This is a genomic window from Pseudomonas sp. Irchel 3E13 (genome assembly GCF_900187455.1).
GTDB lineage: Bacteria > Pseudomonadota > Gammaproteobacteria > Pseudomonadales > Pseudomonadaceae > Aquipseudomonas.
In genome coordinates this window covers 214,660-239,228 of the sequence record NZ_FYDX01000006.1, presented here as the reverse complement: position 1 = coordinate 239,228, position 24,569 = coordinate 214,660, and the positions used below count along the sequence as shown (strand labels likewise).

The 24,569-nt window shown below is 64.0% G+C and carries 22 protein-coding genes and 1 riboswitch; of the genes, 7 read left to right on the top strand and 15 right to left on the bottom strand.

From position 1 onward, the window contains the following. Positions 1–7: 7 nt before the first annotated feature. The 8 genes from CKW37_RS12175 to CKW37_RS12140 form a co-directional block, all read right to left on the bottom strand. Positions 8–526: a TIGR02281 family clan AA aspartic protease gene (locus CKW37_RS12175; protein WP_095155929.1), complete on the bottom strand. Its 519-nt coding sequence runs from the start codon at positions 524–526 to the stop codon at positions 8–10. After that, positions 523–1,509, bottom strand: coding sequence for an esterase-like activity of phytase family protein (locus tag CKW37_RS12170; protein WP_095155928.1), 987 nt, complete (start codon positions 1,507–1,509; stop codon positions 523–525). The genes CKW37_RS12175 and CKW37_RS12170 overlap by 4 nt, the downstream gene beginning before the upstream one ends. Then, positions 1,506–3,410, bottom strand: coding sequence for a DNA topoisomerase IV subunit B (parE, locus tag CKW37_RS12165; RefSeq protein ID WP_095155927.1), 1,905 nt, complete (start codon positions 3,408–3,410; stop codon positions 1,506–1,508). The genes CKW37_RS12170 and parE overlap by 4 nt, the downstream gene beginning before the upstream one ends. A 36-nt stretch (positions 3,411–3,446) precedes the next feature. Next, positions 3,447–4,055 (bottom strand): YqiA/YcfP family alpha/beta fold hydrolase, encoded by a 609-nt coding sequence (locus CKW37_RS12160; protein ID WP_095155926.1) that lies wholly within the window; start codon positions 4,053–4,055, stop codon positions 3,447–3,449. Positions 4,056–4,160: 105 nt separating this feature from the next. Further along, complete coding sequence (gene cpdA, locus CKW37_RS12155) at positions 4,161–4,967, bottom strand: 3',5'-cyclic-AMP phosphodiesterase (RefSeq protein WP_095155925.1); 807 nt, start codon at positions 4,965–4,967, stop codon at positions 4,161–4,163. 76 nt (positions 4,968–5,043) lie between these two features. Next, positions 5,044–6,303, bottom strand: a complete 1,260-nt coding sequence (locus tag CKW37_RS12150) for an FAD-dependent oxidoreductase (protein WP_095155924.1) — start codon at positions 6,301–6,303, stop codon at positions 5,044–5,046. Positions 6,304–6,410: 107 nt separating this feature from the next. Further along, positions 6,411–6,863, bottom strand: coding sequence for a DUF1249 domain-containing protein (locus CKW37_RS12145; RefSeq protein ID WP_095155923.1), 453 nt, complete (start codon positions 6,861–6,863; stop codon positions 6,411–6,413). Then, on the bottom strand, positions 6,854–7,471 hold the full coding sequence (locus CKW37_RS12140) for an NUDIX domain-containing protein (protein ID WP_095155922.1): 618 nt from the start codon (positions 7,469–7,471) through the stop codon (positions 6,854–6,856). Before CKW37_RS12140 ends, CKW37_RS12145 begins: the two co-directional genes overlap by 10 nt. A 186-nt stretch (positions 7,472–7,657) precedes the next feature. On the opposite strand from CKW37_RS12140, the gene CKW37_RS12135 reads away from it, so the two are divergent. Continuing rightward, entirely contained in the window at positions 7,658–8,404 is a 747-nt protein-coding gene (locus CKW37_RS12135) for an RsiV family protein (protein WP_095155921.1), read from the top strand. Here CKW37_RS12135 and cytX read toward each other — a convergent pair. Further along, a complete protein-coding gene (cytX, locus tag CKW37_RS12130; protein ID WP_095155920.1) occupies positions 8,373–9,701 on the bottom strand; it encodes a putative hydroxymethylpyrimidine transporter CytX in 1,329 nt (442 codons plus the stop codon). The genes CKW37_RS12135 and cytX overlap by 32 nt on opposite strands. Positions 9,702–9,748: 47 nt before the next feature. Then, positions 9,749–11,638, bottom strand: coding sequence for a phosphomethylpyrimidine synthase ThiC (gene thiC / locus CKW37_RS12125; protein WP_095155919.1), 1,890 nt, complete (start codon positions 11,636–11,638; stop codon positions 9,749–9,751). Positions 11,639–11,786: 148 nt separating this feature from the next. Next, positions 11,787–11,892, bottom strand: a riboswitch (TPP riboswitch). Between the two features lie 142 nt (positions 11,893–12,034). On the opposite strand from thiC, the gene CKW37_RS12120 reads away from it, so the two are divergent. Continuing rightward, positions 12,035–13,474 carry a TolC family outer membrane protein gene (locus CKW37_RS12120; RefSeq protein ID WP_095155918.1) on the top strand — a complete coding sequence of 480 codons (1,440 nt, stop codon included), beginning with the start codon at positions 12,035–12,037 and terminating at the stop codon, positions 13,472–13,474. A gap of 55 nt (positions 13,475–13,529) precedes the next feature. On the opposite strand, the gene waaA is transcribed toward CKW37_RS12120, so the two are convergent. Both waaA and CKW37_RS12110 read right to left on the bottom strand, forming a co-directional pair. Next, positions 13,530–14,801 (bottom strand): lipid IV(A) 3-deoxy-D-manno-octulosonic acid transferase, encoded by a 1,272-nt coding sequence (gene waaA / locus CKW37_RS12115; protein ID WP_095155917.1) that lies wholly within the window; start codon positions 14,799–14,801, stop codon positions 13,530–13,532. A gap of 119 nt (positions 14,802–14,920) precedes the next feature. Further along, positions 14,921–15,811 (bottom strand): LysR family transcriptional regulator, encoded by an 891-nt coding sequence (locus CKW37_RS12110; protein ID WP_095156116.1) that lies wholly within the window; start codon positions 15,809–15,811, stop codon positions 14,921–14,923. A gap of 91 nt (positions 15,812–15,902) precedes the next feature. Between CKW37_RS12110 and CKW37_RS12105 the strand changes: the two genes are divergently transcribed. The 4 genes from CKW37_RS12105 to CKW37_RS12090 all read left to right on the top strand — a co-directional run bounded on the left by CKW37_RS12105 (position 15,903) and on the right by CKW37_RS12090 (position 19,292). Further along, positions 15,903–16,235 carry a multidrug efflux SMR transporter gene (locus CKW37_RS12105; RefSeq protein ID WP_095155916.1) on the top strand — a complete coding sequence of 111 codons (333 nt, stop codon included), beginning with the start codon at positions 15,903–15,905 and terminating at the stop codon, positions 16,233–16,235. A gap of 69 nt (positions 16,236–16,304) precedes the next feature. Next, the gene (locus CKW37_RS12100; protein WP_095155915.1) at positions 16,305–17,480 is read left to right on the top strand and encodes an FAD-binding oxidoreductase; all 1,176 of its coding nucleotides are present in this window, start codon (positions 16,305–16,307) and stop codon (positions 17,478–17,480) included. Then, positions 17,477–18,289: an aldo/keto reductase gene (locus tag CKW37_RS12095; RefSeq protein WP_095155914.1), complete on the top strand. Its 813-nt coding sequence runs from the start codon at positions 17,477–17,479 to the stop codon at positions 18,287–18,289. Before CKW37_RS12100 ends, CKW37_RS12095 begins: the two co-directional genes overlap by 4 nt. Positions 18,290–18,338: 49 nt before the next feature. Continuing rightward, complete coding sequence (locus CKW37_RS12090) at positions 18,339–19,292, top strand: metal ABC transporter ATPase (protein ID WP_095155913.1); 954 nt, start codon at positions 18,339–18,341, stop codon at positions 19,290–19,292. A 54-nt stretch (positions 19,293–19,346) separates the two neighbouring features. Here CKW37_RS12090 and hldE read toward each other — a convergent pair whose 3' ends face one another. Together hldE and msbA are read right to left on the bottom strand one after the other, a co-directional pair. Next, entirely contained in the window at positions 19,347–20,768 is a 1,422-nt protein-coding gene (gene hldE, locus CKW37_RS12085) for a bifunctional D-glycero-beta-D-manno-heptose-7-phosphate kinase/D-glycero-beta-D-manno-heptose 1-phosphate adenylyltransferase HldE (protein WP_095155912.1), read from the bottom strand. A 120-nt stretch (positions 20,769–20,888) separates the two neighbouring features. Beyond that, positions 20,889–22,691: a lipid A export permease/ATP-binding protein MsbA gene (gene msbA / locus CKW37_RS12080; RefSeq protein WP_095155911.1), complete on the bottom strand. Its 1,803-nt coding sequence runs from the start codon at positions 22,689–22,691 to the stop codon at positions 20,889–20,891. A 102-nt stretch (positions 22,692–22,793) separates the two neighbouring features. On the opposite strand from msbA, the gene CKW37_RS12075 reads away from it, so the two are divergent. Next, positions 22,794–23,438: a toluene tolerance protein gene (locus CKW37_RS12075; RefSeq protein ID WP_095155910.1), complete on the top strand. Its 645-nt coding sequence runs from the start codon at positions 22,794–22,796 to the stop codon at positions 23,436–23,438. A gap of 36 nt (positions 23,439–23,474) precedes the next feature. On the opposite strand, the gene CKW37_RS12070 is transcribed toward CKW37_RS12075, so the two are convergent. Continuing rightward, complete coding sequence (locus CKW37_RS12070; RefSeq protein WP_371864282.1) at positions 23,475–24,566, bottom strand: O-antigen ligase domain-containing protein; 1,092 nt, start codon at positions 24,564–24,566, stop codon at positions 23,475–23,477. Positions 24,567–24,569: the final 3 nt, after the last annotated feature.

The window sequence follows — 24,569 nt, the reverse complement described above, 5'->3', positions numbered from 1 at the left end:
GGCCTCATCATTTCAAGGTCTGGCGCAGCAGCAAGGTGCCGCCGCGCTGGGTGAATTCAAGTTGTTTCAGGGCACTCATGCCCAGCAGTACCTGTTCGCCATCGAGCCCCGGAACCACCAGGGCGCGAACGTCGCGCAGGAGGATATCGCCCAATTGCAGGCTGTCCAGACGGGTCCGGTAGCCCTCGGTCCGGCCATTGGCGGTACTGACGGTCACCGGGGCGCCGCGCTCCAGGCCGAAACCGCGGGCCAGGGGCTCCGGGATCGCCACATCGGTGGCCCCGGTATCGAGCAAAAAATGAACAGCCTGACCGTTGATCAGGCCGTCAGCGACGAAGTGGCCCTGGCCATTGCCGGCCAGGCGCACCTCGACGTAACCCTCACCATGCTGCGAGGTGATCTGGCTGTTGGGGTTCACCTGCTTCTCTTCCCAGGCGCCGAAAAAGCGCGTGGCAAGGAACAACCCGGCGGCCCAGGCCAACACCATGAACACCCGCCCGATGCGCTGCCCCGGCGACTGGCTCATTTCTTCGCGCTCCAGCCGCCTTTCGGCGCGGCGAACCGCCAGACCACCGGACGGTCTTCGCCGTCCGCACGCGTGCCGCCGTTGTTGTCCAGGCCGATCCAGGCGCCTTCGGCGTCGATCACCAGCGCCTCGGCCAGCCCGTAAGGCTGGGTGTAGCGCCGCGAATCGACCAGCGCATCAGCGGCGAACGACCAGCAACGCTCTACCACACCGCTCTGTGCGTCACGACGACAGATGCGATAGGCATTGCGCTCGAGGGTGAACAGCTTGCCCTCAAACAACGCCAGGTCAGAAAAGTCCCGCGAGACTTCACGCGCCTTGGGAAACTGCTCCGGCTGCATCTCGGTGCCGGCTTCGCTGAGCAACACGCAGGAGTCGCCGCAGGTCCAGGTGGTCTGCTTGCGATTGATGAGCAGCAGGCCGCGGCGCTCGCGTTCGGCCGCCAGCCACAGACGGTCACCCGCCGGGCTCACCGCCAGCCCTTCGAACAGGGCGTTGAAGTGCAGCAGCATGCCACTGGCGCGGGCCTGGCGAATCATGCTCGGATCGATTCGCAGCCAGGTCGGCGGGCCGTCCTGCGGTACTTGCAGCACTGCGGCGTGGGCTTCGCTGATGATGTAGTGGTTACCCGCCGCGTCGCAACTCAGGCCCTCGAAATCGAGGTCACCGCCGCGCACCAGCGAGGCGGCCCATTGCCGCGAGCGCAGGCCCAGCGGAAAACCGGAGTCCGGCACCGGCGGCACGGCCAGTTGCAGGCCGGTGGCCTGCCAGACCTGGGCGCTGGTATCGAGCTTGTAGAGCAGATCGTCGTCGCGGTCGGAGATGGTCCACAGCGCGCCGCTGCACATCGCCAGCCCCGACAGATTGCCGCCGCGCATGCCTTCGACCGGATGCTCGGAGAGCATCTTCAACTCCGGCCAGGGCTCGGCCAGCGAAGGCAGCGCGACCAGCGACAGCAAGGTCGCCAGCAGCAGACGGATCAAGCCATGACCTCGGCCAGGTTGCCGTTGCTCTCCAGCCAGGTCTTGCGGTCGCCCGCGCGCTTCTTGGCCAGCAGCATGTCCATGATTTCGCGGGTGTGCTCGAGGTCGTCCAGGGTCAACTGGACCAGGCGGCGGGTGTTCGGGTCCATGGTGGTTTCGCGCAGTTGCGGCGGGTTCATTTCGCCCAGACCCTTGAATCGGGTGACCTGCGGCTTGCCGCGCTTCTTCTCGGCCACCAGGCGGTCGAGAATGCCGTCACGTTCGGCTTCGTCGAGGGCGTAGTAGATTTCCTTGCCCAGGTCGATGCGGTACAGCGGCGGCATCGCCACATAGACGTGGCCGGCTTCCACCAGCGGGCGGAAATGCTGGACGAACAGGGCGCAGAGCAAGGTGGCAATGTGCAGGCCGTCGGAGTCGGCGTCGGCGAGGATGCAGATCTTGCCGTAGCGCAGTTGGCTCAGGTCGGCGGCACCCGGGTCGACACCGATGGCCACCGCGATGTTGTGCACTTCCTGGCTGGCGAGGACTTCACCGCCATCCACTTCCCAGGTGTTGAGGATCTTGCCGCGCAGCGGCAGAATCGCCTGGAACTCCTTGTCCCGGGCCTGCTTGGCCGAACCACCGGCGGAATCACCCTCGACCAGGAACAGCTCGGCGCGCATCGGGTCCTGGCCCGCGCAGTCGGCCAGCTTGCCCGGCAGCGCCGGACCCTGGGTGACACGCTTGCGCTCGACCTTCTTGCTCGCCTTGAGGCGACGACCGGCATTGTTGATGGCCAGTTCGGCCAGTTGCATGCCCAGTTCAGGATGCTCGTTGAGCCACAGGCTGAAGGCATCCTTGACCACGCCGGAGACGAACGCCGCTGCCTCGCGGGAGGACAGGCGTTCCTTGGTCTGACCGGAGAACTGCGGTTCCTGCATTTTCATCGAGAGCACGAAACTGATGCGCTCCCAGACGTCTTCCGGCGCCAGCTTGACGCCGCGCGGCAGCAGGTTGCGGAACTCGCAGAACTCGCGCATGGCATCGAGCAAGCCCTGGCGCAGGCCGTTGACATGGGTGCCGCCCTGGGCGGTGGGGATCAGGTTGACGTAGCTTTCCTGGACGCTGTCGCCGCCTTCGGGCAGCCACAACAGCGCCCAGTCCACCGCTTCCTTGTTACCGGCCAGGCTGCCGCAGAACGGTTCGTCGGGCAGACGCAGGAAGTCGCTGACGGAGTCGACCAGGTAGGAACGCAGGCCGTCTTCGTAATGCCACTCGACCTTCTCGCCGGTGCCTTTGTCCTCGAAGCTGACCAGCAGCCCGGGGCACAGCACGGCCTTGGCCTTGAGCACATGTTTCAGGCGGCTAATGGAGAATTTGGGGGAGTCGAAGTATTTCGGGTCCGGCGAGAAATACACGCTGGTGCCGGTGTTGCGCTTGCCGACCGTGCCGATGACTTCCAGGTCGCTGGCCTTGAAGCCGTCGGCGAAAGTCATCTGGTATTCGTTGCCGTCACGCTTGACCCGCACGCGGACCTGGTTGGACAGGGCGTTGACCACCGAGATACCCACGCCGTGCAGACCACCGGAGAACTGGTAGTTCTTGTTGGAGAACTTGCCGCCGGCGTGCAGCTTGGTAAGGATCAGCTCGACCCCGGACACACCTTCCTCGGGATGGATGTCCACCGGCATGCCGCGGCCGTCGTCGCAGACTTCCAGGGAATGGTCGGCATGAAGGATCACCTGCACCGAACGGGCATGCCCGGCCAGGGCTTCGTCGACGCTGTTGTCGATGACTTCCTGGGCCAGGTGGTTGGGGCGGCTGGTGTCGGTGTACATGCCCGGACGCTTGCGTACCGGGTCAAGGCCCGAGAGGACTTCGATGGCGTCTGCGTTATAGGCGCTAGCGCTGGGATTGGCCATGGGTTCTCGTCGTCATTCGTAGATGAAAATAAGCAATCAAAATACAGAAAAATCGAGGCTTTGATACGCCTGCGGATCAATGCCGGCAAAACTCAGCAGTGCCGGCAGGTGCAAGGCGAAGCCCTGGAAACTGTGATCGCCGCCGGCTTCGATACGCAGGGCACAGGCCCGGTAGAAGCGTTCGGCGTGGCGGTAATCGAGGGTTTCGTCACCGGTCTGCAACCAGACCTGGTAACGCGCCGGGTCGACAGGCGGCGCCACTTCCAGCTCGGCCAGGGCCTGCACGTGGTCGTGGGTCAGCTCCCAGGTTTCACCGGTGTAGTGGTTGGTCTGGGTGCCCAGGTAGCCGTCGAACAACCGATGCGGGTTGACCGCCGGGTTGATCAGCAGTGCTTTCAGCCCGTGGCGCTCGGCCAGATGGGTGGCATAGTAGCCGCCGAGGGAACTGCCGACCAGCAAGGGCTGGCCCAGTTCGGCAATGTGAGCTTCGAGTTGCGCAATGGCCTGGCGCGGATGGTGATGCAGGGCCGGAACGCGCAACTGCCCGGCAAGGCCCAGTTGTGTCATGACGGCCTGCAACTGGCTGGCCTTCATGGAACTCGGCGCGCTGTTCAAACCGTGGATGTAAAGGATCGAGCCCGACATTCCGCCCCCAGTCTCAGGTGAATCGCCCGGATTGACCGGGCAGAAAAACGCGCAGTTTAGCCTGTTAACCGGGAAATGATTCAGCTTTAGAGTTTGCCTGATGCGTCAGTAACCGTTGCCGTAGTCCACGGTGTAGGCGAAATCCTTCAGCCGCGAGACGCCCGTCTCGATCCGCCCGTCGTCGTGCAACGCCAGCCAGCGGTAACCGGGGGCGCGCTCGTCAACCTTGAAGTCGTCGCTGCCGGGCTCGAACTGGACGCAGGTCGATGGCGACGCCAGCAGCCGCAGACCGTCCACTTGTTGGTCCCACTCCTGATGGATATGCCCCCAGAGCAGCGCGCGGGCCTGTGGATAAGGTTTCAGCACCTGAAACAGCGCCTCGGGGTTGCGCAGGCCGATCGGCGCCATCCACGCGCAACCGATGGACACCGGCTGATGATGGAAGCAGATCAGGCAATGCCGTCCATCGGCACTTTCCAGGGCCTGTTTCAGCAGGCTCAACTGGCTGTCGTCGAGAAAACCCGGCACGGAGCCGGGAATCGCCGAGTTGAGCATCAACACCCGCCAATTGCCGATATCGGTCACCGGATCGAGCACGTCGGTCCCGGCCGCGACGCGCTCCATCGGTAGCGGCTCGTCGTGATTGCCCGCCAGCCAGCGGGCCGGCGCATCGATGACGGCGGTCATACGGCGGAATTGCTCGTAGGACGCTTCGGTTCCATCCTGGGAAAGGTCGCCCGTCGCCAGCACCAGGTCCACCCGCTCCTGCTCGACCAGAACCCGCTCGATCACCCGTTGCAGGCTCTCGTGGGTATTCATGCCCAATAGCGAGCCGTCGGCATCGGCAAACAGATGACTGTCGGAAAGCTGCACCAACAGAATCGGCGCCGCCTCGGGGTTCGTGCTCGGCAAGACGTAGTCCTCGGAAGAAAGGCCAGATTATGCGGCCAGCCAATTGGCCGGGCCAAGCCCCGGAATGCGGGGCCGATCACACATGTTCGGTTGATCTCAACATTTCATGGGTCTGCAACCCGGCAGTGTTCGCCTCACCGACCAGCGGTCTGCTGTGAATCTCGTGCCGGGCGGTGTCCAGCACCCCGTCCTTCACATAGCGCAGGCCATCCCGTTCCACGCAAACCTCGCCCTCAAGCAATGCCAGCACTTCATCCCCCGCCTGCAGCACATTGGTGATTTTTCCCGGGAACACATGAATGATGCCCGCCTGCTCGAACACCACCGAACTGCGAAATTCCGAACGCGTCTTGAGCTTTGCCAGCACTACGCCCTTCCAGCCGGTATAGCGGAAACGCGGCAGGAACCCCGACCAGAAGCGGCACATCTGTTGCTCGCTGAGCGGGCGCACCCGCGACTCGACGAAAGCGTCATCCAGCGACGCCAGCAGCGCCTCGGCCTGCGCGGGCGTCGCATAAGAGCCCAGGATCGTGTAGCAGCCATGCGTCAGCACGTAGTTGCAGGACTGTTGGGCATGGCTGTCTATTTGCGGCATCAGGCACGGAAACCAGCCGTCCATGACAATGAACGAGATCGGCTTCAGCCCGGGCCGGCTGTCTTCGTACTGCAAGCCAAGGCAGACCTGATAAACCACTTCGAGCCCCGTCTCGGGCGCCGCCGCCTCGATTTGCGGGATCAGTGACTGATACCCGGTGGCGTTGATCACCCGATCGACCTGCACCACCTCACCACCGTCCAGCAGCAACCTGAACTGTCCGGCCGACTCGGCTGCTTCCAGGACCTGGCTGTTGCAGCGGACCTCGATGCCCGCCGCAGCCAGCCGCGCACGAAAGTAGTCGCGCAGACGCCCGCCGAGCACGGCGCTTGGCTCGTCCAGGTCGTAGGCTGCTTCGAGGTTGGTGTAGCCCCACGCCGAAGGATCGATCTGACGGCATTCCGGCGATTCGTGACAGACCTCGGCGAATACCTCGTTCGACACTTTCGAGGGGTGCCCGATTGCGTCCAGCGTGCCATGGGCATACACCGCGTACTCATGCCCCACTACCAGTTCCGGGTAGTGGGCGCAGAAGCGCTCCAGCGTCGCCGCGCAGACTTCGCGCGTCGAGCGCGAGCGCGGGTAATACGGCCCTTTATGCAGGCGGATGCCGAAGCTTCCGGACACCCCGTTGAAAATGTCCGGCTCACGCTCGATCAGCAGGACCCGATGCCCCCGCCCGGCCAACTCCAGCGCAACGTGACAACCACTCCAACCCGCTCCAATCACTGCGATTTGCATGCCTCTCTCCTGCGTTCGATCACAAAGGCGTGATGAAACGCAGGCGAGGCATACGTCAGGATTAAGAGTTTGGCGCTAAACGGCTGTATAGAGATTTCGTACGCAATTCAGCGAACGATCGCCAGCTCATGCCCACAAGCAAGGCAGTGCGTCAGCCATTCGCCCAGAAACAGGTTGAGCTGGGCTTTCTCGTCCGGCTGGTGCATCGATTCGTTGGGATAGGGATAGACGCTGCGAAAACGCCGGGCGTGCTCGGCGCTGATGACTTCGGCCATGCGCGCGTCGTGGTAGACCTGCACTTCCAGTTGCGGCACCGGCAGCCACGGCAGGCTGTGTTCCTGGCGAACCCGCAAGGTGGTGGTGTAAGGGCAGGCCAGCACCACTTCCAGGGTCAGCACGCCCAGCATCTGGTCGCCCTGGGTCATGCCGATGCGACGGGAACTGGTGGCGTTGCGCATGTCTGGCAGCAGGCGCATCAGGCGGGCGTAATTGGCCTCGCAGGCAGCCTGCAAGCCAACCAGATCGACCCGATAACGCTCGCGTGCAAGGTTCACGACCACAGCCCCCTGACTTCATCACGGTTCAAGGCCAGCCATTGCAAGGCGATAATCGTCGCCGCATTGGCAATCTGCCCATCACGCACGGCCTGCAAGGCATCCTCGAATGCCCAGACCCGCACGCGAATGTCTTCGCCCTCTTCTTCCAGGCCATGCAGCCCGCCAGCCCCCTCGCTGCTGCAACGCCCCAGATACAGATGCACCAGTTCGTCGCTGCCGCCAGGTGACGGGAAGTAGCGGGTCATCGGCCACAGCGCGCTGAACACGAGCCCAGCTTCCTCCTGCGCTTCGCGGTGCGCAACTTCTTCCGGCTGCTCGTCCTTGTCGATCAGACCGGCGACCAGCTCCACCAGCCAAGGGTTTTCAACCTTGTCCAGCGCGCCGACACGGAACTGCTCGATCAGCACCACTTCGTCGCGTTGCGGGTCGTAGGGCAGAACGCACACAGCGTCGTGACGGACGAACAGCTCGCGGCTGATCTCGCGTCCCATACCGCCGGCGAACAGTTCATGCCGCAGGTGCAGCCGGTCCAGCCGGTAGAAGCCCTGGAAACAGTTCTCGCGCCGGACGATCTCAACGGCGGTCGGAACGGTGTTCGTTTTGTCTGTCATGAAAATCCCCAATACCCCACGTGCTACTTCGCGCCATCCTACCCCGCGTACCCTCGGCTTTCACCCTCTTTAAAGTCAACCCGGAGGCTGCGAGGATAGGCACCGCCGGTCTATTCAAGCTTAGTGGCGAACCGAAGGCAGTGCCTACGGTCCAAGCCCGATCACCGTTGTTCTACAAGGATCATCATGACACTTGTCAAACTGACCACCGTGGCTGTCCTGGCCCTTACCCTGGGGGCGTGCCAGAGCTTTTTCCAGCCCAACATGCGCAAGCCGCTGGAGGTCAAGCGCGACGCCTGGGAGCACATCAAGCCCGGTTGCAGCGCCAGCGATTGCCCACTGGTGAACATCGACACCCTGCATTTCCCGGGTGAGCCGCAGCTCGATCCGATCATCGAACGCGGCCTGCTGCAACTGACCCGCGACGGCGACGGCGCTGCCGTGCCGAGTTCACTCAAAGCCTACGAAGATGCCTTCCTGCGCTCGGCCGAAAGCCGCCACAGCACTTACCTGCAAGCCAAGGTACGTGAGCAGCATGACGGACTGGTGATCATCGAACTGTCCAGTTATCTGGACACTGGCGGCGCCCACGGCGCGCCGGGCCGCGCGTTCATCAACTGGTCGCGCCAGCAGGAAAAGGTCCTGACCCTGCAGGACATGCTGGTGCCGGGTCAGGAAGCGACATTCTGGAAGACCGCCGAGGAAGCGCACCGTGGCTGGCTGATCAGCAGCAAACTCGACCAGGATGCCGAGTTCGTGAAGACCTGGCCGTTCCGCCAGACGCCACACATCGCCCTCACCTACGGTGCCGTGGTGCTCAAGTACGACGTGTACGCCATCGCGCCTTACGTGATGGGCCACGTCGAACTGAAGATCCCCTACCCGCGCCTGAACGGGGTGATCAAGCCAGAGCTGTTTCCCGGCCGCGGTTGAAACCCAGCACGCCGTAAAGCAGCCCCGCCAGCAGTAGCGCCGGCAGGGTTGCACCGACATCCGGCGCGTAGTTGGCCAGCGCATGGTAGGTCACAACCCCGCCAGCCCACGCCACCAGCGCGCCGCCGTGCAGCGACTTGACGTGCATCGGCAGGCGCCGGCGGCGCAGGACGAAGTGATCCATCAGCACCACGCCGAACAGCGGCGCGAACACCGAGCCGATCAGCAGCAGGAAGTTCTGGTACTGCGCCAACGGCGCGAAGCAGGCGATCAGGGTGCACAGCACGCCGATCGCCAGGGCCAGGTGTTCCACTTTCAGGCGCAACAGCAGGCCGCTTGATACCGCCGCCGAGTGAATGTCGGCGAAGGCGTTTTCCGATTCATCCAGCAGAATCAGCAGCAGCGGAATACCCAGCCCGGCGCCCGCCAGGGCCAGCAGCAGCGCGTTGACCTCGCCGCTCGGGGCGAAGGCCAGGGTGTAGGCCACGCCCAGGCTCATCAGCCAGAAGTTGCCGATGAAAAAGCCCAACGCGGTGCCGCCAAAGACGCGGGTGGCGCGCATGCCGAAGCGCGAATAGTCGGCGATCAGCGGCAGCCACGACAGTGGCATGGCAATGGCGATATCGAAGCCCACCGCCAACGACATCGAACCGTCGCCGGCACGCGCCCAGAGGTCCGCCAGATCGGCCTTGGCGAACAGGTTCCAGGTCAGCCAGATGCAGGCCCCCAGCAGCAGCCAGATGCCCCACTTGCGCAGCACCCGTCGCACGAAGGTCAGCGGGCCGCTCACCGCCAGCAAGGTGGCCAGGCCGCCGAAGAACAAGGTCCAGAGCAGTGGACTGTTCCACAGGCTGTTCTCGCCGAACGACTGGGCGCCGAGCAGACTGGCGGCGTCGCGCATGACGATGATTTCGAACGAGCCCCAGCCGATCAGTTGCAGCAGGTTCAGCACCGCCGGCAATGCCGCGCCATGCCGTCCCAGGCTCAGGCGCAAAGCAGCCATGGCCGACAGGCCGGTGTCGCTGCCGATCACCCCGACGGCGGCCAGCAACAGCACCCCGACCAGCGTCCCCAGACCGATCGCCAGGATCGACCCGGCCAGGCCCAAGCCCGGCGCGAGCAAGGCGCCGGTCTGTAGCACCATCAGGCCAATGCCCAGGGAGAACCACAGGGAGAACAGGTCACGCGCGCCGAAGGTGCGCTGGTGGGTGGGGACGGGGGCGTCGGGGGAGTAGTGGCTGGGTGTGGACACGACAGTGGTCTCGGCAGGTTTTATTGTTTGATTCGAGGGATTCATCGCTGGCTTGCCAGCGATTGGGGCCGCTCGCGCGGCCCCGGTTTTCCTCAGACTTTCTTGTACAACTGACTGCCTTCCTGGCGGAACCGCTCGGCCTGCTCGCGCATGCCGTCCTCGACCGCCACGTCCACCGCTTCGATGCGCTGGTTGGCGGCGTATTCACGCACTTCCTGGGTGATCTTCATCGAGCAGAACTTCGGCCCGCACATCGAGCAGAAGTGCGCCACTTTGGCCGAGTCCTTCGGCAGGGTCTCGTCGTGGAACGAGCGCGCGGTGTCCGGGTCCAGGCCGAGGTTGAACTGGTCTTCCCAGCGGAACTCGAAGCGCGCCTTGCTCAGGGCGTTGTCGCGGATCTGCGCGCCCGGGTGACCTTTCGCCAGGTCGGCGGCGTGGGCGGCGATCTTGTAGGTGATGATCCCGGTCTTCACGTCATCCTTGTTCGGCAGGCCCAGGTGCTCCTTGGGCGTGACGTAGCAAAGCATGGCGCAACCGAACCAGCCGATCATCGCCGCACCGATGCCCGAGGTGATGTGGTCATAGCCCGGCGCAATGTCGGTGGTCAGCGGGCCGAGGGTGTAGAACGGCGCCTCGTCGCAGCACTCGAGCTGCTTGTCCATGTTCTCCTTGATCAACTGCATCGGCACGTGGCCAGGGCCTTCGATCATGCACTGGACGTCGTGTTTCCAGGCGATCTTGGTCAGCTCGCCGAGCGTTTCCAGCTCGCCGAACTGCGCTTCGTCGTTAGCATCGGCAATGGAGCCCGGACGCAGGCCGTCGCCCAGCGAGAAGCTGACGTCGTAGGCCTTCATGATTTCGCAGATTTCGTCGAAATGGGTGTAGAGGAAGTTCTCTTTGTGGTGCGCCAGGCACCACTTGGCCATGATCGAGCCGCCACGGCTGACGATGCCGGTGACCCGCTTGGCGGTCAGCGGCACATAGCGCAGCAGCACGCCGGCGTGGATGGTGAAGTAGTCCACGCCCTGCTCGGCCTGTTCGATCAGGGTGTCGCGGAACAACTCCCAGGTCAGGTCCTCGGCCACGCCGTTGACCTTTTCCAGCGCCTGGTAGATCGGCACGGTGCCGATTGGCACCGGCGAGTTGCGAATGATCCACTCGCGGGTTTCGTGGATGTGCTTGCCGGTGGACAGGTCCATCACGGTGTCCGAACCCCAGCGGATGCCCCAGGTCAGCTTGGCCACTTCTTCTTCGATGGACGAACCGAGGGCGCTGTTGCCGATGTTGCCGTTGATCTTCACCAGGAAGTTGCGGCCGATGATCATCGGCTCCAGCTCCACGTGGTTGATGTTGGCCGGGATTATCGCGCGGCCACGGGCAATCTCTTCGCGGACGAATTCGGCGGTGATTTCTTTCGGGATGCTGGCGCCGAAGCTGTGGCCGGCGTGCTGCTGCTTGAGCAGGCCGGCGGCGCGGGCTTCCTGGAGCTTCATGTTTTCGCGCAGGGCGACGTATTCCATCTCGGCGGTGATGATGCCTTTGCGCGCGTAGTGCATCTGGCTGACGTTGGCCCCGGCCTTGGCGCGGCGCGGGTTGCGCACGTGGGCGAAGCGCAGTTTGGTCAGTTCGACGTCGTTCAGGCGCTGCTGACCGAAGTTGGAGGACAGGCCTTCGAGGCGCTCGGTGTCGCCGCGGTCGTCGATCCAGGCCGAACGCACGTCGCCCAGGCCTTTGCGCACGTCGATGACGACGTTCGGGTCGGTGTACGGGCCGGAGGTGTCATAGACCAGCACCGGGGCGTTGGCTTCGCCGCCAAAGTCGGTGGGGGTGTCATCCAGGCTGATTTCGCGCATCGGCACGCGGATGTCCGGGCGCGAGCCCTCGACATAGATTTTGCGCGAACGGGTGAAGGGTTGTACGGACTGCTGATCGACCTGCGCGGACTCGCTCAGGTTGGCGGGATATTTTTCTTGTTTGGTCATCACAGGCTCTCCAGACGGGTTGGATGTCGGAGTGAACCTGATGAAGGCATGGACGCACCGGAGGCGGTGCTGTGCTGAATGCGGGGGTGTCGGTTGCCTCTGAGGCTGACTCGACATTTCCCGGACCCGGCACAAGAGGGCTCGCGGGAAAGCGAGCAATCTTGTTCCCTACGCAGGCGCTAACCTGATCAGGTTCAACGGGATCCGGAATTATCCGATCTCAGCCTCAACGCAAGGCACCCCGACAAGAACCCGGCCAGTCTAGACTGGAGTCGCGGCAAACGCCAACCCTCCAAGCACAGGCACGATAAATGGCGCAAATGTCAGATTGTTGCAAAGTGTCCACGCAACTACACTCGCAGGGCTGAATTACCCTCTTCGTTCAAGGACCGCCCTATGCTGCGCAAACTTTCACTGGCGCTTGCCGTGTCTTTTGCTTCCAACGGATTGGCCTGGGCAGCAGACGCACCCCTGTCGGCCAGGACCGACCTGGTCAGTGTCTACCAGGAAGCCGTGAACAATAACGCCGACCTCGCCGCCGCCCGCGCCGACTACGGCGCCCGCCGAGAAGTCGTACCCCAGGCGCGCGCCGGGCTGCTGCCGAACCTCTCCGCCGGCGCCGAGATGATGAACAGCCGCACGCACATCGACCAACCGTCGGTGACCGCCAACCGCAGCGGCAATTCCTGGCAGGCGACCTTGTCCCAGCCGATCTTCCGCGCCGACCGCTGGTTCCAGTTGCAAGCCGCCGAAGCGGTGAACGAGCAGGCCGCGCTGGAGCTGTCCGCCACCGAGCAGAACCTGATCCTGCAAAGCGCCGAGAACTACTTCGCGGTGCTGCGCGCCCAGGACAACCTGGCCTCGACCAAAGCCGAGGAAGCCGCATTCAAGCGCCAGCTCGACCAGTCCAACGAGCGCTTCGACGTCGGCCTCTCGGACAAGACCGACGTGCTGCAATCCCAGGCCAGCTACGACACCGCCCGGGCCAACCGGCTGATCGCCGAGCGCCGCGTGCAGGACGCCTTCGAGGCCCTGGTGACCCTGACCAACCGCGAATACAACGCGCTGCAGGGCGTCGTTCACACCCTGCCGGTGCAAGTGCCGGTGCCAAACGACGCCAAGGCCTGGGTCGATACCGCCACCCAGCAGAACCTCAATCTGCAAGCCACCAACCACGCCGTCAGCGCCGCCGAGGAAACCCTGCGCCAGCGCAAGGCCGGCCATGCGCCGACCGTCGACGCGGTGGCCCGCTACCAGAAGGGTGACAACGACAGCCTCGGCTTCACCAACCCGAACGCGAGCCTGGGCGGCCAGTCGTACCGTGGCGATGTCGAGCAGACCACCATCGGCCTGCAACTGAATATCCCGCTGTACAGCGGCGGCCTGACCAGCTCGCAAGTGCGCGAGGCGTACCAGCGCCTGAGCCAGACCGAGCAGCAGCGCGAAAGCCTGCGCCGCCAGGTGGTGGAAAACACCCGCAACCTGCACCGTGCGGTCAACACCGACGTTGAGCAGGTGCAAGCGCGCAAACAGTCGATCATCTCCAACCAGAGTGCGCTGGAAGCTACGGAAATCGGTTATCAGGTCGGTACGCGCAATATCGTCGACGTGCTCGACGCACAGCGCCAGCTTTACACTTCGGTGCGCGACTACAACAACACCCGCTACGACTACATCCTCGACAACCTGCGGCTGCGGCAGGCGGCGGGGACGTTGAGCCCGCAGGACCTGCAAGACCTGGGACGCTGGCTGAAGCCGGACTACAACCCGGACAAGGACTTCCTGCCACCGGATCTGGCGGCAGCGGCCAAGGCCAATTTCGAGGCTCGGCCGTAAGAGACTCATCGCTGCGGTTCGGGGCACCGAACCGCAGCGATCAGGTTGACTCGATTTATCTGATCAGCGCCCCCAGCCCATCCAGCAAGCGCTGCAACGCTCCCTGATTGGCCCGCATCACCGCCACCCCCGCCTCGCCCATCTTCCGCGCATCCTGCGGCAACTCCACCAGCCGCCGCACCGCCGCCGCCAGACCCTCGGCATCGTCCACGTCCTGCAAGGCTCCCGCCTCGCGCAGCATTGCGCTGATCTCAAGGAAGTTGAACACGTGCGGCCCCATGATCACCGGCAACGCCAGCGCCGCCGGCTCCAGCGGGTTATGCCCGCCAGTCGGAACCAGGCTGCCGCCGACGAAAGCGATATCCGCCAGGGCATAGAGAAACAGCAACTCGCCCATGGTGTCACCCAGCAACACACGGGTCTGACCATCCACCGACGCACCGGAAGAGCGCCGCACCGTGGCGAATTGCTCGCTGCACACCCCATAGACCGCGTCGAAACGCTCCGGATGCCGCGGCACCAGGATCAGCAGCGCATCGGCATGCACTTCCAGCAGCTGCCGGTGGGCGTCGAGCATCAGCGCGTCCTCACCATCGTGGGTGCTGGCGGCGATCCACACCGGCCGCTGACCAGCGCCCCACTGTTCGCGCAGCGCTTGTGCGCGAGGCAGCAGTTGCTCATCGATCTTCAGGTCGAACTTGATCGAGCCGGTCACCTGCACGCATTCAGGCCGCGCGCCCAACTGGCGGAAGCGCTCGGCCTCGGTTTCGGTCTGCACCGCGAACAGGCTCATTTCCGCCAGCATCGGCCGGGTCAGCCCGGCGAACCGCGCGTAGCCTCGGGCCGAGCGCTCGGACAAGCGGGCGTTGGCCAGCGCCACCGGAATCCCGCGCTTGGCGCACTGGTGGATATGGTTGGGCCACAGCTCGGTTTCCATGATCACCGCCAGCCGTGGCTTGGCCCGGTCTAGGAAACGCCCCGCCGCCCACGGCAGGTCGTACGGCAGGTAGCAATGCTGGATGCGCGGCTCGCCGGCGAACATGGCCTTGATCCGCTCCGAACCGGTCGGGGTCATGCAGGTCACGGTGATCGGCAACTGTGGATGACGCTCCAGCAGCGCGCGGATCATCGGCGCCGCCGCGATGCTTTCACCCACCGAGACCGCATGCACCCAGATGCCGCCCGGCTGCAAGGGCGGCAGGCCGAAGGCGAAGCGCTCAGCGATGCGCTGGCGATACGCGGGCGCCTTGCGCCCGCGCAGGAACAGGCGCAGCGCGACGAGCGGCAGGCCCAGGTGGAATAGCAAGCTATAGAGGGTTCTGTTCATGGCGCGGAAGTTTACAAGGAGTGCTGATGGTTTTGGAGGCGCCGTGCAGCCCATCGCGAGCAAGCGCCGCCGCAGCCCACTGTTTGTATTGTAGGAGCGAGCTTGCTCGCGAAGGCCCCTCACCCCATCGCCCGCAAATGCTCCGCAAACCGCTCCGCCAGCCACTGCGCCGCCGGCCCCAGCGGCTCATCCCGACGCCACGCCAGTTCCACCACCAACGCCGGCGGATGCCATTCACAGTCCAGCTCGATCATGTGCTGCTGATACATCGGGTACTGCGCCACATGTCGCGGCAGCCAGGCCCAGCCCAGCCCGCGCATCAGCAGTTCGGCCATGACATAGAAACTGTCCGCCCGCCACACCTGCGGGCTGGCCGGTTCGCCGCCGGCGTAACCGCTGTCTCGCGGGTTGACCAGCAACTGCCGGTGGCGCGACAGATGCTCACACGTGACCCGCTCCAGCTTCGCCAGCGGATGCCCGACCGTGCACACCGTGACCATCTCGATACTGCCCAGTGCCCGACGCTCCAGCGCATCCGGCACACGCTGGTGATGGAACATCAGGCCGAGGTCGGCGCGCCGCTCGACCAGTTGGCGAGCGACATCGCCTTGAGCGCTACTGGCCAACTGAACTTCCAGCAACGGGAAGCGCTGCGACAACTCATCCAGGCTCTCGACCACCGGCGAATACGGCATCGCCTCGTCATGCGCCAGACGCAAACACGGCTCCTGCCCGCGCAATAGCGCCGAGGCCCTGCCTTCAAGACGCTCGCACTGGCGCAACAGCTCGCGAGCATCCTCAAGCAACGCCGCGCCGGCTTCGGTCAGTTGCGGCTGGCGACCGCTGCTACGCTCGAACAGGGTCAGCCCCAGGTCATCCTCCAGCAGCGCGATGGCGTTGCTGACCGCCGATTGCGCCCGCCGCTCAGCCCGGGCCACCGCCGAAAACGAACGCTGCTCCGCCACTTCGACGAACAGACGCACCTGCTCCAGATTCCACTGCGGATGAATCATGCGACCTATCTCCAAACCCGATAGGAAATGACTTTACCGCATCTGGCCAATCCCTAGAATGCTCGACCAGAACCCAGGAGCAACCACCATGAATGCCTACGCCTACCTCGCTATCGCCATCTGCGCCGAAGTCATCGCCACCGCCTCGATGAAAGCGGTCAAGGGCCTCAGCACCCCACTGCCACTGGCGTTGATGGTCGGTGGCTACGCGGTGGCGTTCTGGATGCTGACCCTGGTGGTGCGCAGCATTCCGGTGGGCATCGCCTACGCGATCTGGTCGGGCCTGGGCATCGTGCTGATCAGCATCGCCGCGCTGGTGATCTACGGCCAGAAGCTCGACATGCCGGCCATCTTCGGCATGGCGATGATTGTCGGCGGCGTGGTGGTGATCCAGCTGTTCTCGAAAACCACCGGACATTGACACCAGAAGGGGTCACCCGCGTAACAGGCTGTATACTTGCCCACCTGTCCAAGCTTGTGAGGTAAGTGCATGCCATCGGTAATTTCCACCGACGTCCTGATCGTCGGCGCAGGGGTCGCGGGTCTCTGGCTCAATGCCCGGCTGCGGCAACTGGGCTATTCGACGGTATTGGTGGAACGGGCCAGCGTTGGCGGCGGGCAAACCCTCAAGTCTCAGGGCATCATCCACGGCGGCGCCAAGTACGCGCTGCACGGCGCCCTCACCGGCGCCTCCGAAGCCATCGCCGACATGCCGCGGCGCTGGCGCGAGGCGCTGGCCGGCAACGGCGAGCTGGACCTGTCCGGCGTTCGATTGCTGTCCGAGGCCCACTATCTCTGGTCTCCCGGCACCCTCGCCGGCAACCTCACCAGCTTCTTCGCCAGCAAGGCCGTGCGCGGCCGGGTCGATCAGGTCAAGGGCGAGCAATTGCCGCCAGCCCTGCAAGACCGCGCCTTCAAGGGCAAGGTCTATCGGCTGGCCGAACTGGTGGTCGATGTGCCAAGCCTGCTTGAGCGTCTGGCCGAGCTTGCCGGCGACAGCCTGCTGGCCGGTGAGCGAATCGAAGCCCTGCGCGACGGTGACGAGCTGGTCGGCCTGCGGGTCGATGATCGCGAGATTCGCGCTCAACGCGTGATCCTCAGTGCCGGCGCCGGCACCGCTGACCTGCTGGCCGATCTCGGCCTGAGCCAGCCAGCGATGCAACGCCGGCCGCTGCATATGGTCCTGGCCAAGGGCCCGAGTCTCAAGCCGCTTTATGCCCACTGCCTGGGCGGCGGACCGAAACCGCGCATCACCGTGACCACTCACCCGGCCGCCGACGGCCAATGGGTCTGGTACCTCGGCGGCGACCTGGCCGAAGCCGATGGCGTGGCCCGCGAACCCGACGCGCAGATTGCCGCGGCGAAGAAGGAAGTCGCCAACCTGCTGCCATGGGTCGACCTGAGCCAGGTGCGTTGGGCCACCTTGCGGGTCGACCGCGCCGAGCCTGCACAATCCGGGCTGGTCCGGCCAGACAACGCCTTTATCGCCGACCAACAGCGGCTGCTGGTGGGCTGGCCGACCAAGCTCGCGCTGGCACCGGATTTCGCCGATCGCGTCCTCCACGCGCTGGAGCGCGACGGCATCAAGCCCGGCAATCTCCCTGCCCTGCCCGACCTGCCCAAACCACCGCTGGCGCAACCGATATGGGAGCAACTGCTGCCATGACCTTGCCCACCCTGCACGACCTTCATCGCCCCTTGGGCAGCACCGGCCTGTCGGTTTCGCCGCTGGGCCTGGGCACCGTCAAACTCGGCCGCGACCAAGGCGTCAAATACCCCAACGGCTTCACCATCCCGGACGATCACGAAGCCCGTCAGTTGCTGGCCCAGGCCCGCGAACTGGGCATCAACCTGATCGACACCGCGCCGGCCTATGGCCGCAGCGAAGAACGCCTCGGCCCGCTGCTGCGCGGCCAGCGCGATGAGTGGGTGATCGTCAGCAAGGTCGGCGAAGAGTTCGACGACGGCCAGTCGCGCTTCGACTTCAGCGCCGCCCACACCCGCGCCTCGGTGGAGCGCAGCCTTAAACGCCTGGAAACAGAATGTATTGATTTGGTCCTGGTGCACTCCAATGGTGACGACCTGCATATCCTCGACACCGAGGAGGTCTACCAGACCCTCGCCCTGCTCAAGCAGGAAGGCAAGATTCGCGGCTTCGGCTTTTCCGGCAAGACCGCAGCGGGCGGCCTGAAAGCCCTGGAACAGGGCGACTGTGCCATGGTCACCTACAATCTCAACGAACAGGCCGAGCGTCCGGTGCTCGATTACGCCGCCAGCCACAACAAGGCCATTCTGGTGAAGAAGGCCCTGGCCAGCGGTCACGTCTGCCTGAGCCCGGGCGTCGATCCGGTGCGTGCCAGCTTCGAGTTGCTGTTTGGCCATCCCGGCGTGACCAGTGCTATTGTCGGCACCATCAATCCGGTGCACCTGGCCCACAACGTGGCCACCGTTTCCCAGGTGCTACGCAAGCGCTGAACCCGCTGAGCCGCCGCCGCGGCCGACCCCAACGCAAGAAGGAGCCGACATGCCGCGAACGCTGATCCGCAAGAATCCGAGCAACTTCAAGACCCTTCCCTTGCACGTTGAAGCCGGCCCCGACGGCCTGAGCTACCAGAGCATCGGCCGGCCATTGAACTTCGCCCAGACCCTGCAACGGCGCAAAGCCATCCAGGTCCCCGACAGCGAGCGCTTCGCCGTCGAACTGGCCAACCTCGGGGTTTCTGTCCGCCTGACCCTGCACTGGCAGAACCGCGATTACTGGGTGCTGGTCCGCCAGCGTCGTCAGGACCGCGGCGACGTGGTGCTCAAGCTGATCTCCGGTTACGTCCCCGCCCAGGAACTCAATCTGCCGTTGCACACGGCAGTGCAGGAAGTCGCCGAAGAATGCCTGCTGGAAACCCCGGAAGGCTGGCTCGGCGGTCGCTTCAATGAGACCTGGCTACCGGCCCCGTATGCCGAAGCGCTGCACTACCGCGAGGCACTGCCCTTCGTCCTCACCCCGCACTCCGGCGCGGCGCGGCCGGTGCGTTGCGGCAACCTGCAATTGATCGAGCGCCCGCGGGCCTACGTGCACCTGCCGACCGCGTCGCTGCAACTGATCTACGACCTGCGCCTGCAGGTGCCGAAGGAAGCCAAGTCGCTGAGCCTGTTCCACGTCGATGAGCGCCTGGAGGGCGATCAACTGGTAGCCCGGCTCAACCGCAGCCGCCCCGATCTCTACCTGATGCCACTCGAAGACGGCCAGCCGCTGCCCGAGCTGTACCACCTGAAGAAAGACCGTTTGCTGCCGGCCAGCACCCGCGGCCTGTACCTGGCCGAGAGCTTCGCCCGACAGGACGGTTGGGTAGTGCGGGACGAGAGAATTCGCTGGAAGGACTGGCTCAGGCAGCAGGGCCTGGCCCCGACGAAGCCGGCCAGCGGGTTGCAGCGGTTGACTGGCAAGTTGCTGCAGATTGCCCGGGGTAGCCTGGGCAAATGATTCGGGCCCCGTTCGCGACGTTTCATCGCAAACGGGACCCGTCTTTTTCTTGAATCAGTTCTTGCGGATCTTCTCGACAATCGCCGTGGTCGAGCTGTTTTCCACCAGCCCCAACACCTTCACCGTCCCGCCATAAGCCTTGACGATATCGGCGCCGACCACCTGATCGATGCCGTAGTCACCGCCCTTGACCAGCACATCCGGCTTGACCTGGCTCAGCAGGTTTTCCGGGGTGCCTTCAGCAAAACTGATGACCCAGTCCACCGCACCCAGACCGGCCAGCACGGCCATGCGCCGGTCGACGCTGTTGATCGGACGGCCCGGCCCTTTCAGGCGACTCACCGAAGCGTCGTCGTTGACCGCGACGATCAGACGATCGCCTTGGGCGCGTGCTTGTTCCAGGTAGGTCACGTGACCGGCATGCAGAATGTCGAAGCAGCCGTTGGTGAAGACAATCTTCTCGTTGTGCGCCCGCGCATCATCGATGGCCAGCAGCAACTGATCGAGGCTCAACACACCGCGCTCGGAGCCTTCTTCGCGCTGGATCGCCCGGCGCAGTTCCGGGGCACTGATCGCGGCCGTACCCAACTTGCCGACCACGATACCGGCAGCAAGATTGGCCAGACCGACCGCGTGGGGCAGGTCCTCACCGGCGGCGATGGCGGCGGCCAGGGTGGAAATCACCGTGTCGCCGGCACCGGTCACATCGAACACTTCACGGGCGCGGGCTGGCAGGTGCAGGGCCGGGTGCTCCGGGCGCAGCAGGGTCATGCCGTGCTCGCCACGGGTCACCAGCAAGGCGCCCAGTTCCAGGTCACGCATCAGCTCACCGCCCTTGGCCACCAGTTCGGCCTCGTCGGCGCAACGGCCGACGATGGTTTCGAATTCACTGAGGTTCGGGGTGATCAGGCTGGCGCCGCGGTAGATGGAAAAATCCTTGCCCTTAGGGTCGGCCAGCACCGGAATGCCGCGCTCGCGAGCGGCCTGGATGAGGCTCTGGTGATTCTTCAGTGCGCCCTTGCCGTAGTCGGACAGGACCAGCACTTTCACCCCTTCCAGCAAAGCGTCGACTTCCGCGCCGAGGGAGAGCGGGTCGGTTGCAAAGGGCTCTTCGAAATCGATACGCAGCAGTTGCTGGTGACGGCTCATGACCCGCAGCTTGACGATGGTCGGCTGGTGGGCGATGCGCTGGAACACCGAGCGCACGCCCGCTGCTTGCAGGCTGTTGGCCAGGCTGTCGGCTGCCTCGTCCTGGCCGGTGACCCCGACCAGCGCAGCCGGCGCGCCGAGCGCGGCAATGTTCAACGCAACGTTGGCCGCACCGCCCGGACGGTCCTCGATCTGCTCGACCTTGACCACCGGCACCGGCGCTTCAGGCGAGATTCTGGAGGTACCGCCATGCCAGTAGCGGTCGAGCATGACATCGCCGACCACCAGTACCGGGGCTTGATCGAAACGCGGCATGGACAACTTCATGGAGAACCCATCAGACAAAATGAACAGGGGCGGGATATTAGCACAGGCTTCGCGCCAGCCAGATTACAGCCAGCGCCGCGCCGTGCGGGCCAGGGCGCAAGACGCCCTGGCGAAGGTGTTTCAGGTGATGTCAGCCTTGCTCGGCTCATCCAGCCCCATGGCATGCAGGCGGGCGTAGTAGCCGTTCTCGGCGAGCAACTGCTGATGCGTGCCGCGCTCGACGATCCGGCCCTGATCCATGACCAGGATCAGGTCGGCCTTTTCGATGGTCGACAGGCGGTGGGCGATCACCAGGGTGGTGCGGCCCTTCATCACCTGATCCAGGGCTGCCTGGATATGCCGCTCGGATTCGGTATCCAGCGCCGAGGTGGCTTCGTCGAGGATCAGCAGCGGAGCGTTCTTCAACAAGGCGCGGGCGATTGCGAGTCGCTGGCGTTGGCCACCGGACAGCAGCACGCCGTTCTCGCCGACCTGGGTGTCGAAGCCCTGCGGCAGTTGCTCGATGAACTCCTTGGCGTAGGCATCGGCGGCGGCGGCCTCGATCTGCTCGCGGGGCGCGCCGGCCAGATCGCCATAGGCGATGTTGTTGGCGACGGTGTCGTTGAACAGGGTCACATGCTGGGTCACCTGGGCGATGTGCTTGCGCAGGTTACGCAGCCGGTAGTCCTCGACCTCGACGCCATCGAGCAGGATCTCGCCATGCTCGTGCTGGTAGAACCGCGGGATCAACCCGGCCAGCGTCGATTTGCCGCTACCCGAACGTCCGACCAAAGCAATCATCTGCCCCGGCTCGGCGCTGAAGTTGATGTCGCTGAGCACCAGGCGCTCGGTGCCCGGATAGGAGAAGGTCAGATTGCGCACTTCCAGCCGGCCGCTGACGCGATCACGCTCGACAGTGCCGCTATCGACTTCAGGCTCGACGTCCAGTTGTTCGAAAATGCTCTCGGCACCGGCCACGCCTTTCTGGATGGTCGAGCTGACTTCCGAGAGCTGGCGGATCGGCTTGGGCAGCAGGCCCGCAGCGGTGATATAGGCTACGAGGTCGCCCGCGGTGGCATCACCGCGCAGGAACAGCACCAGGAACATCAGCACCGCCATGGCGGTGTAGATCACCAGTTGCAGCATCGGCGTGTAGACAGCGCCGGTCTTGGTCATGCGCAGTTGCTTGTCGGTGTTGCTCTGGCTGGCCTTGGCAAAGCGCTCCTGCTCGTACTGCTCGCCGCCGAAGCTGCGCACTACGCGATAGCCCTGGATGGTTTCCGACGCGACGTGGGTCACGTCGCCCATGGCCACCTGGATCTTCTTGCTCTGCTTGCGGAATTTCTTGCTCGCGCTGCTCACCATGACGGCAATCAGCGGCAGGATCGCCAGCATCACCAGGGTCAGTTGCCAGTTCATCCACAGCAGGTAGATGAACAGGAACACTACGGTCAGGCCTTCACGAATCACCACCTTGATGGCGTCGGTCGCAGCGCCGGTGACCATGGTCACGTTGAAGGTGATGCGCGAAATCAGGTGACCGGAGTTGTTGTTGTCGAAGTAGCGGTTGGGCAGGACCAGCAGCTTGTTGAACAACTCGACGCGCAGGTCGTGCACCAGGCCCAGGGAGACCTTGGCCAGAAAGTAGTTACCCAGGAATGAACCAAGACCCTGCCACGCCGCGATCAGTACGATCAGCAGGGGCACGGCCTGGAGCAGCTGCAGGTCCTTCAGATACGGCACGGTGGGGAACAGCACCGCTTCGGGGTTGCTCAATCCATCGACGAAATACTTGAGGATGCCGGCCAGCATGGGCTGGGTCGAGGCGAAGATAACGAACCCGACGATACTGAGCAGGAAAACGCCGACATAAGGCTTCACATAGCTCAGCAGACGCAAGTAGATCTTCATACTCGAAGGGGCAGACGATTCGGGGGCGGTCATGAGAATCCGTCATGTGAAAAAGAGGCGGGATTGTATCACAAGCACTTTTTGCCACTTCCTGCTGAGGTAATATAGCCGGCTGGCCTTTACACCGGAGTTTCGATGCAAGCGCTCGACCATGCCCGCTACCTTGCCCTGCGCGAAGGTGCGCACGTTCTGGAGGCCGACGGCACCGGAGACAAGGTATTACGCCTGCGTGACGGCTCGATGTTGAAGCTGTTCCGCCGCAAGCGCCTGATCAGTTCGGCTGCCTGGTACCCCTACGCGCGCCGTTTTGCCGACAACTGCAAGACCCTGGCCGAACGCGCCATCCCTTGCCCTCGCGTGCGCGAGGTCTATCGCATCGCCGAGATTGCTCGCGATGCGGTGCACTACGACCCGCTGCCGGGCAAGACCCTGCGCCAGTTGCTGGATGACCCCGACAGCGGCGACAACCTGCGTCGTCAACTGGGCATCTTCATCGCCCGGCTGCACGAAAAAGGTATCTACTTCCGCTCCGCACACCTGGGTAACGTGGTGCTGACGCCCGAGGGCGAACTCGGCCTGATCGACATCGCCGACATGCAGACCTATCGACGCCCGCTGCGCAAGACCCAACGGCTGCGCAACTTCAAGCACATGCTGCGTTACAAGGAGGATCGCGCCTGGTTGCTGGGCAACGGCAGCGATGTGTTCGCCAGCGCTTACCTGTCGGCGCAGACCACCTGCAAGGTCGCCGATCTCGCCAGCGCCCTGGCGAAGGCCTGAAACAAAGCGACCACCCGAAGGTGGTCGCAGGATGCATCAGATCAACCAGCGCTTTGGCGCCTGTACCACTCGCCCCAGCACCACCGCTGCCGGCAACAGCACCAGAGGCCAGAGCTCGTCAGGATTGCCGATGAGCTTGCTGCCATCGAAGTTCAACATCACCAGCGCAGCAACCAGGAATAAACCCCAGGCATCACGCAGGCGCCAGGCTTGCCAAAGCGTGGCTGACATCACCACGGCGAACAAAGCCAGCGATACCCCACCGGTATACAGCCCAAGTGCCACGAAGATGTTATGTGGATGTTGAATGGGCATGAACCCACCGAGCAATTTATCGGTCTTGAACTCAATCCCGCAGCCCAGCAACCAACCGCAATTGCGCCACTCACCAACCATCACCTGGAATAACTCGATCCGGAAGGAATCACCACGCGCCATCATTGCGTGGAACCAGGCCTGGTTACTGATGACCCAGAACAGGCCCCCTGCCACTGCGGCGCCAATGACCAGCCCTGTCAGCCCATACTTCGGGAATCGCCAGATGCCATAAGCCGCCCAGAGCCCCAGCAGCAAGACTGCGCCAACAAGCGCCGTACGCGTCTGCAAGATGAAGACGACGGCAAAGAGGCTTAGTACTACCGCACTGATCGCTTCGATCCAGCGACGCTCCTTCAACCACAGGGGAAACGCCAGGGCCAGCGAACACAGCAACCAGACACTTGCGTAAATGACGTTCTGCAAACGGGCGGGCAGCAGGTCAACTCGCTCGCCGAACGCATGGAGCCCGCTCAGATAGGCATAAGCTGCAAAGCCGTAAATGTAAGCACAGAGAATCCAGAACATGCACCGCACAAACGCCAGATGCCGGAAGAAACCAGGTTCGACCAATGCCCCGATGATGAAGACGAACAGCCCCACATACAGGATGTGTTTGTAGAACTGGCCATCCCCCGCAATAGCTGCAGGAACCAGGAACCACAACAGGAAAACCAGCCAGGCCCAGGCCAACGGCTGCTGTACCAGACCGGCTCCGCGCTCCTTGATCAGGAACACCAGACCCGGCAATGCAATGAGGGCGTAAAAGATGTTATTCGTCCATTTCGACGACGCCATCAGGATGTAGCTCAAAAG

What these genes read in the sequence shown, in the direction of transcription:
- CKW37_RS12175 (WP_095155929.1), bottom strand. Translation starts at nt 526, where the DNA reads ATGAGCCAGTCGCCGGGGCAGCGCATCGGGCGGGTGTTCATGGTGTTG.
- parE (WP_095155927.1), bottom strand. Translation starts at nt 3,410, where the DNA reads ATGGCCAATCCCAGCGCTAGCGCCTATAACGCAGACGCCATCGAAGTC.
- CKW37_RS12160 (WP_095155926.1), bottom strand. Translation starts at nt 4,055, where the DNA reads ATGTCGGGCTCGATCCTTTACATCCACGGTTTGAACAGCGCGCCGAGT.
- CKW37_RS12150 (WP_095155924.1), bottom strand. Translation starts at nt 6,303, where the DNA reads ATGCAAATCGCAGTGATTGGAGCGGGTTGGAGTGGTTGTCACGTTGCG.
- CKW37_RS12140 (WP_095155922.1), bottom strand. Translation starts at nt 7,471, where the DNA reads ATGACAGACAAAACGAACACCGTTCCGACCGCCGTTGAGATCGTCCGG.
- CKW37_RS12135 (WP_095155921.1), top strand. Translation starts at nt 7,658, where the DNA reads ATGACACTTGTCAAACTGACCACCGTGGCTGTCCTGGCCCTTACCCTG.
- cytX (WP_095155920.1), bottom strand. Translation starts at nt 9,701, where the DNA reads ATGAATCCCTCGAATCAAACAATAAAACCTGCCGAGACCACTGTCGTG.
- thiC (WP_095155919.1), bottom strand. Translation starts at nt 11,638, where the DNA reads ATGACCAAACAAGAAAAATATCCCGCCAACCTGAGCGAGTCCGCGCAG.
- CKW37_RS12120 (WP_095155918.1), top strand. Translation starts at nt 12,035, where the DNA reads ATGCTGCGCAAACTTTCACTGGCGCTTGCCGTGTCTTTTGCTTCCAAC.
- waaA (WP_095155917.1), bottom strand. Translation starts at nt 14,801, where the DNA reads ATGAACAGAACCCTCTATAGCTTGCTATTCCACCTGGGCCTGCCGCTC.
- CKW37_RS12105 (WP_095155916.1), top strand. Translation starts at nt 15,903, where the DNA reads ATGAATGCCTACGCCTACCTCGCTATCGCCATCTGCGCCGAAGTCATC.
- CKW37_RS12100 (WP_095155915.1), top strand. Translation starts at nt 16,305, where the DNA reads ATGCCATCGGTAATTTCCACCGACGTCCTGATCGTCGGCGCAGGGGTC.
- CKW37_RS12095 (WP_095155914.1), top strand. Translation starts at nt 17,477, where the DNA reads ATGACCTTGCCCACCCTGCACGACCTTCATCGCCCCTTGGGCAGCACC.
- CKW37_RS12090 (WP_095155913.1), top strand. Translation starts at nt 18,339, where the DNA reads ATGCCGCGAACGCTGATCCGCAAGAATCCGAGCAACTTCAAGACCCTT.
- hldE (WP_095155912.1), bottom strand. Translation starts at nt 20,768, where the DNA reads ATGAAGTTGTCCATGCCGCGTTTCGATCAAGCCCCGGTACTGGTGGTC.
- msbA (WP_095155911.1), bottom strand. Translation starts at nt 22,691, where the DNA reads ATGACCGCCCCCGAATCGTCTGCCCCTTCGAGTATGAAGATCTACTTG.
- CKW37_RS12075 (WP_095155910.1), top strand. Translation starts at nt 22,794, where the DNA reads ATGCAAGCGCTCGACCATGCCCGCTACCTTGCCCTGCGCGAAGGTGCG.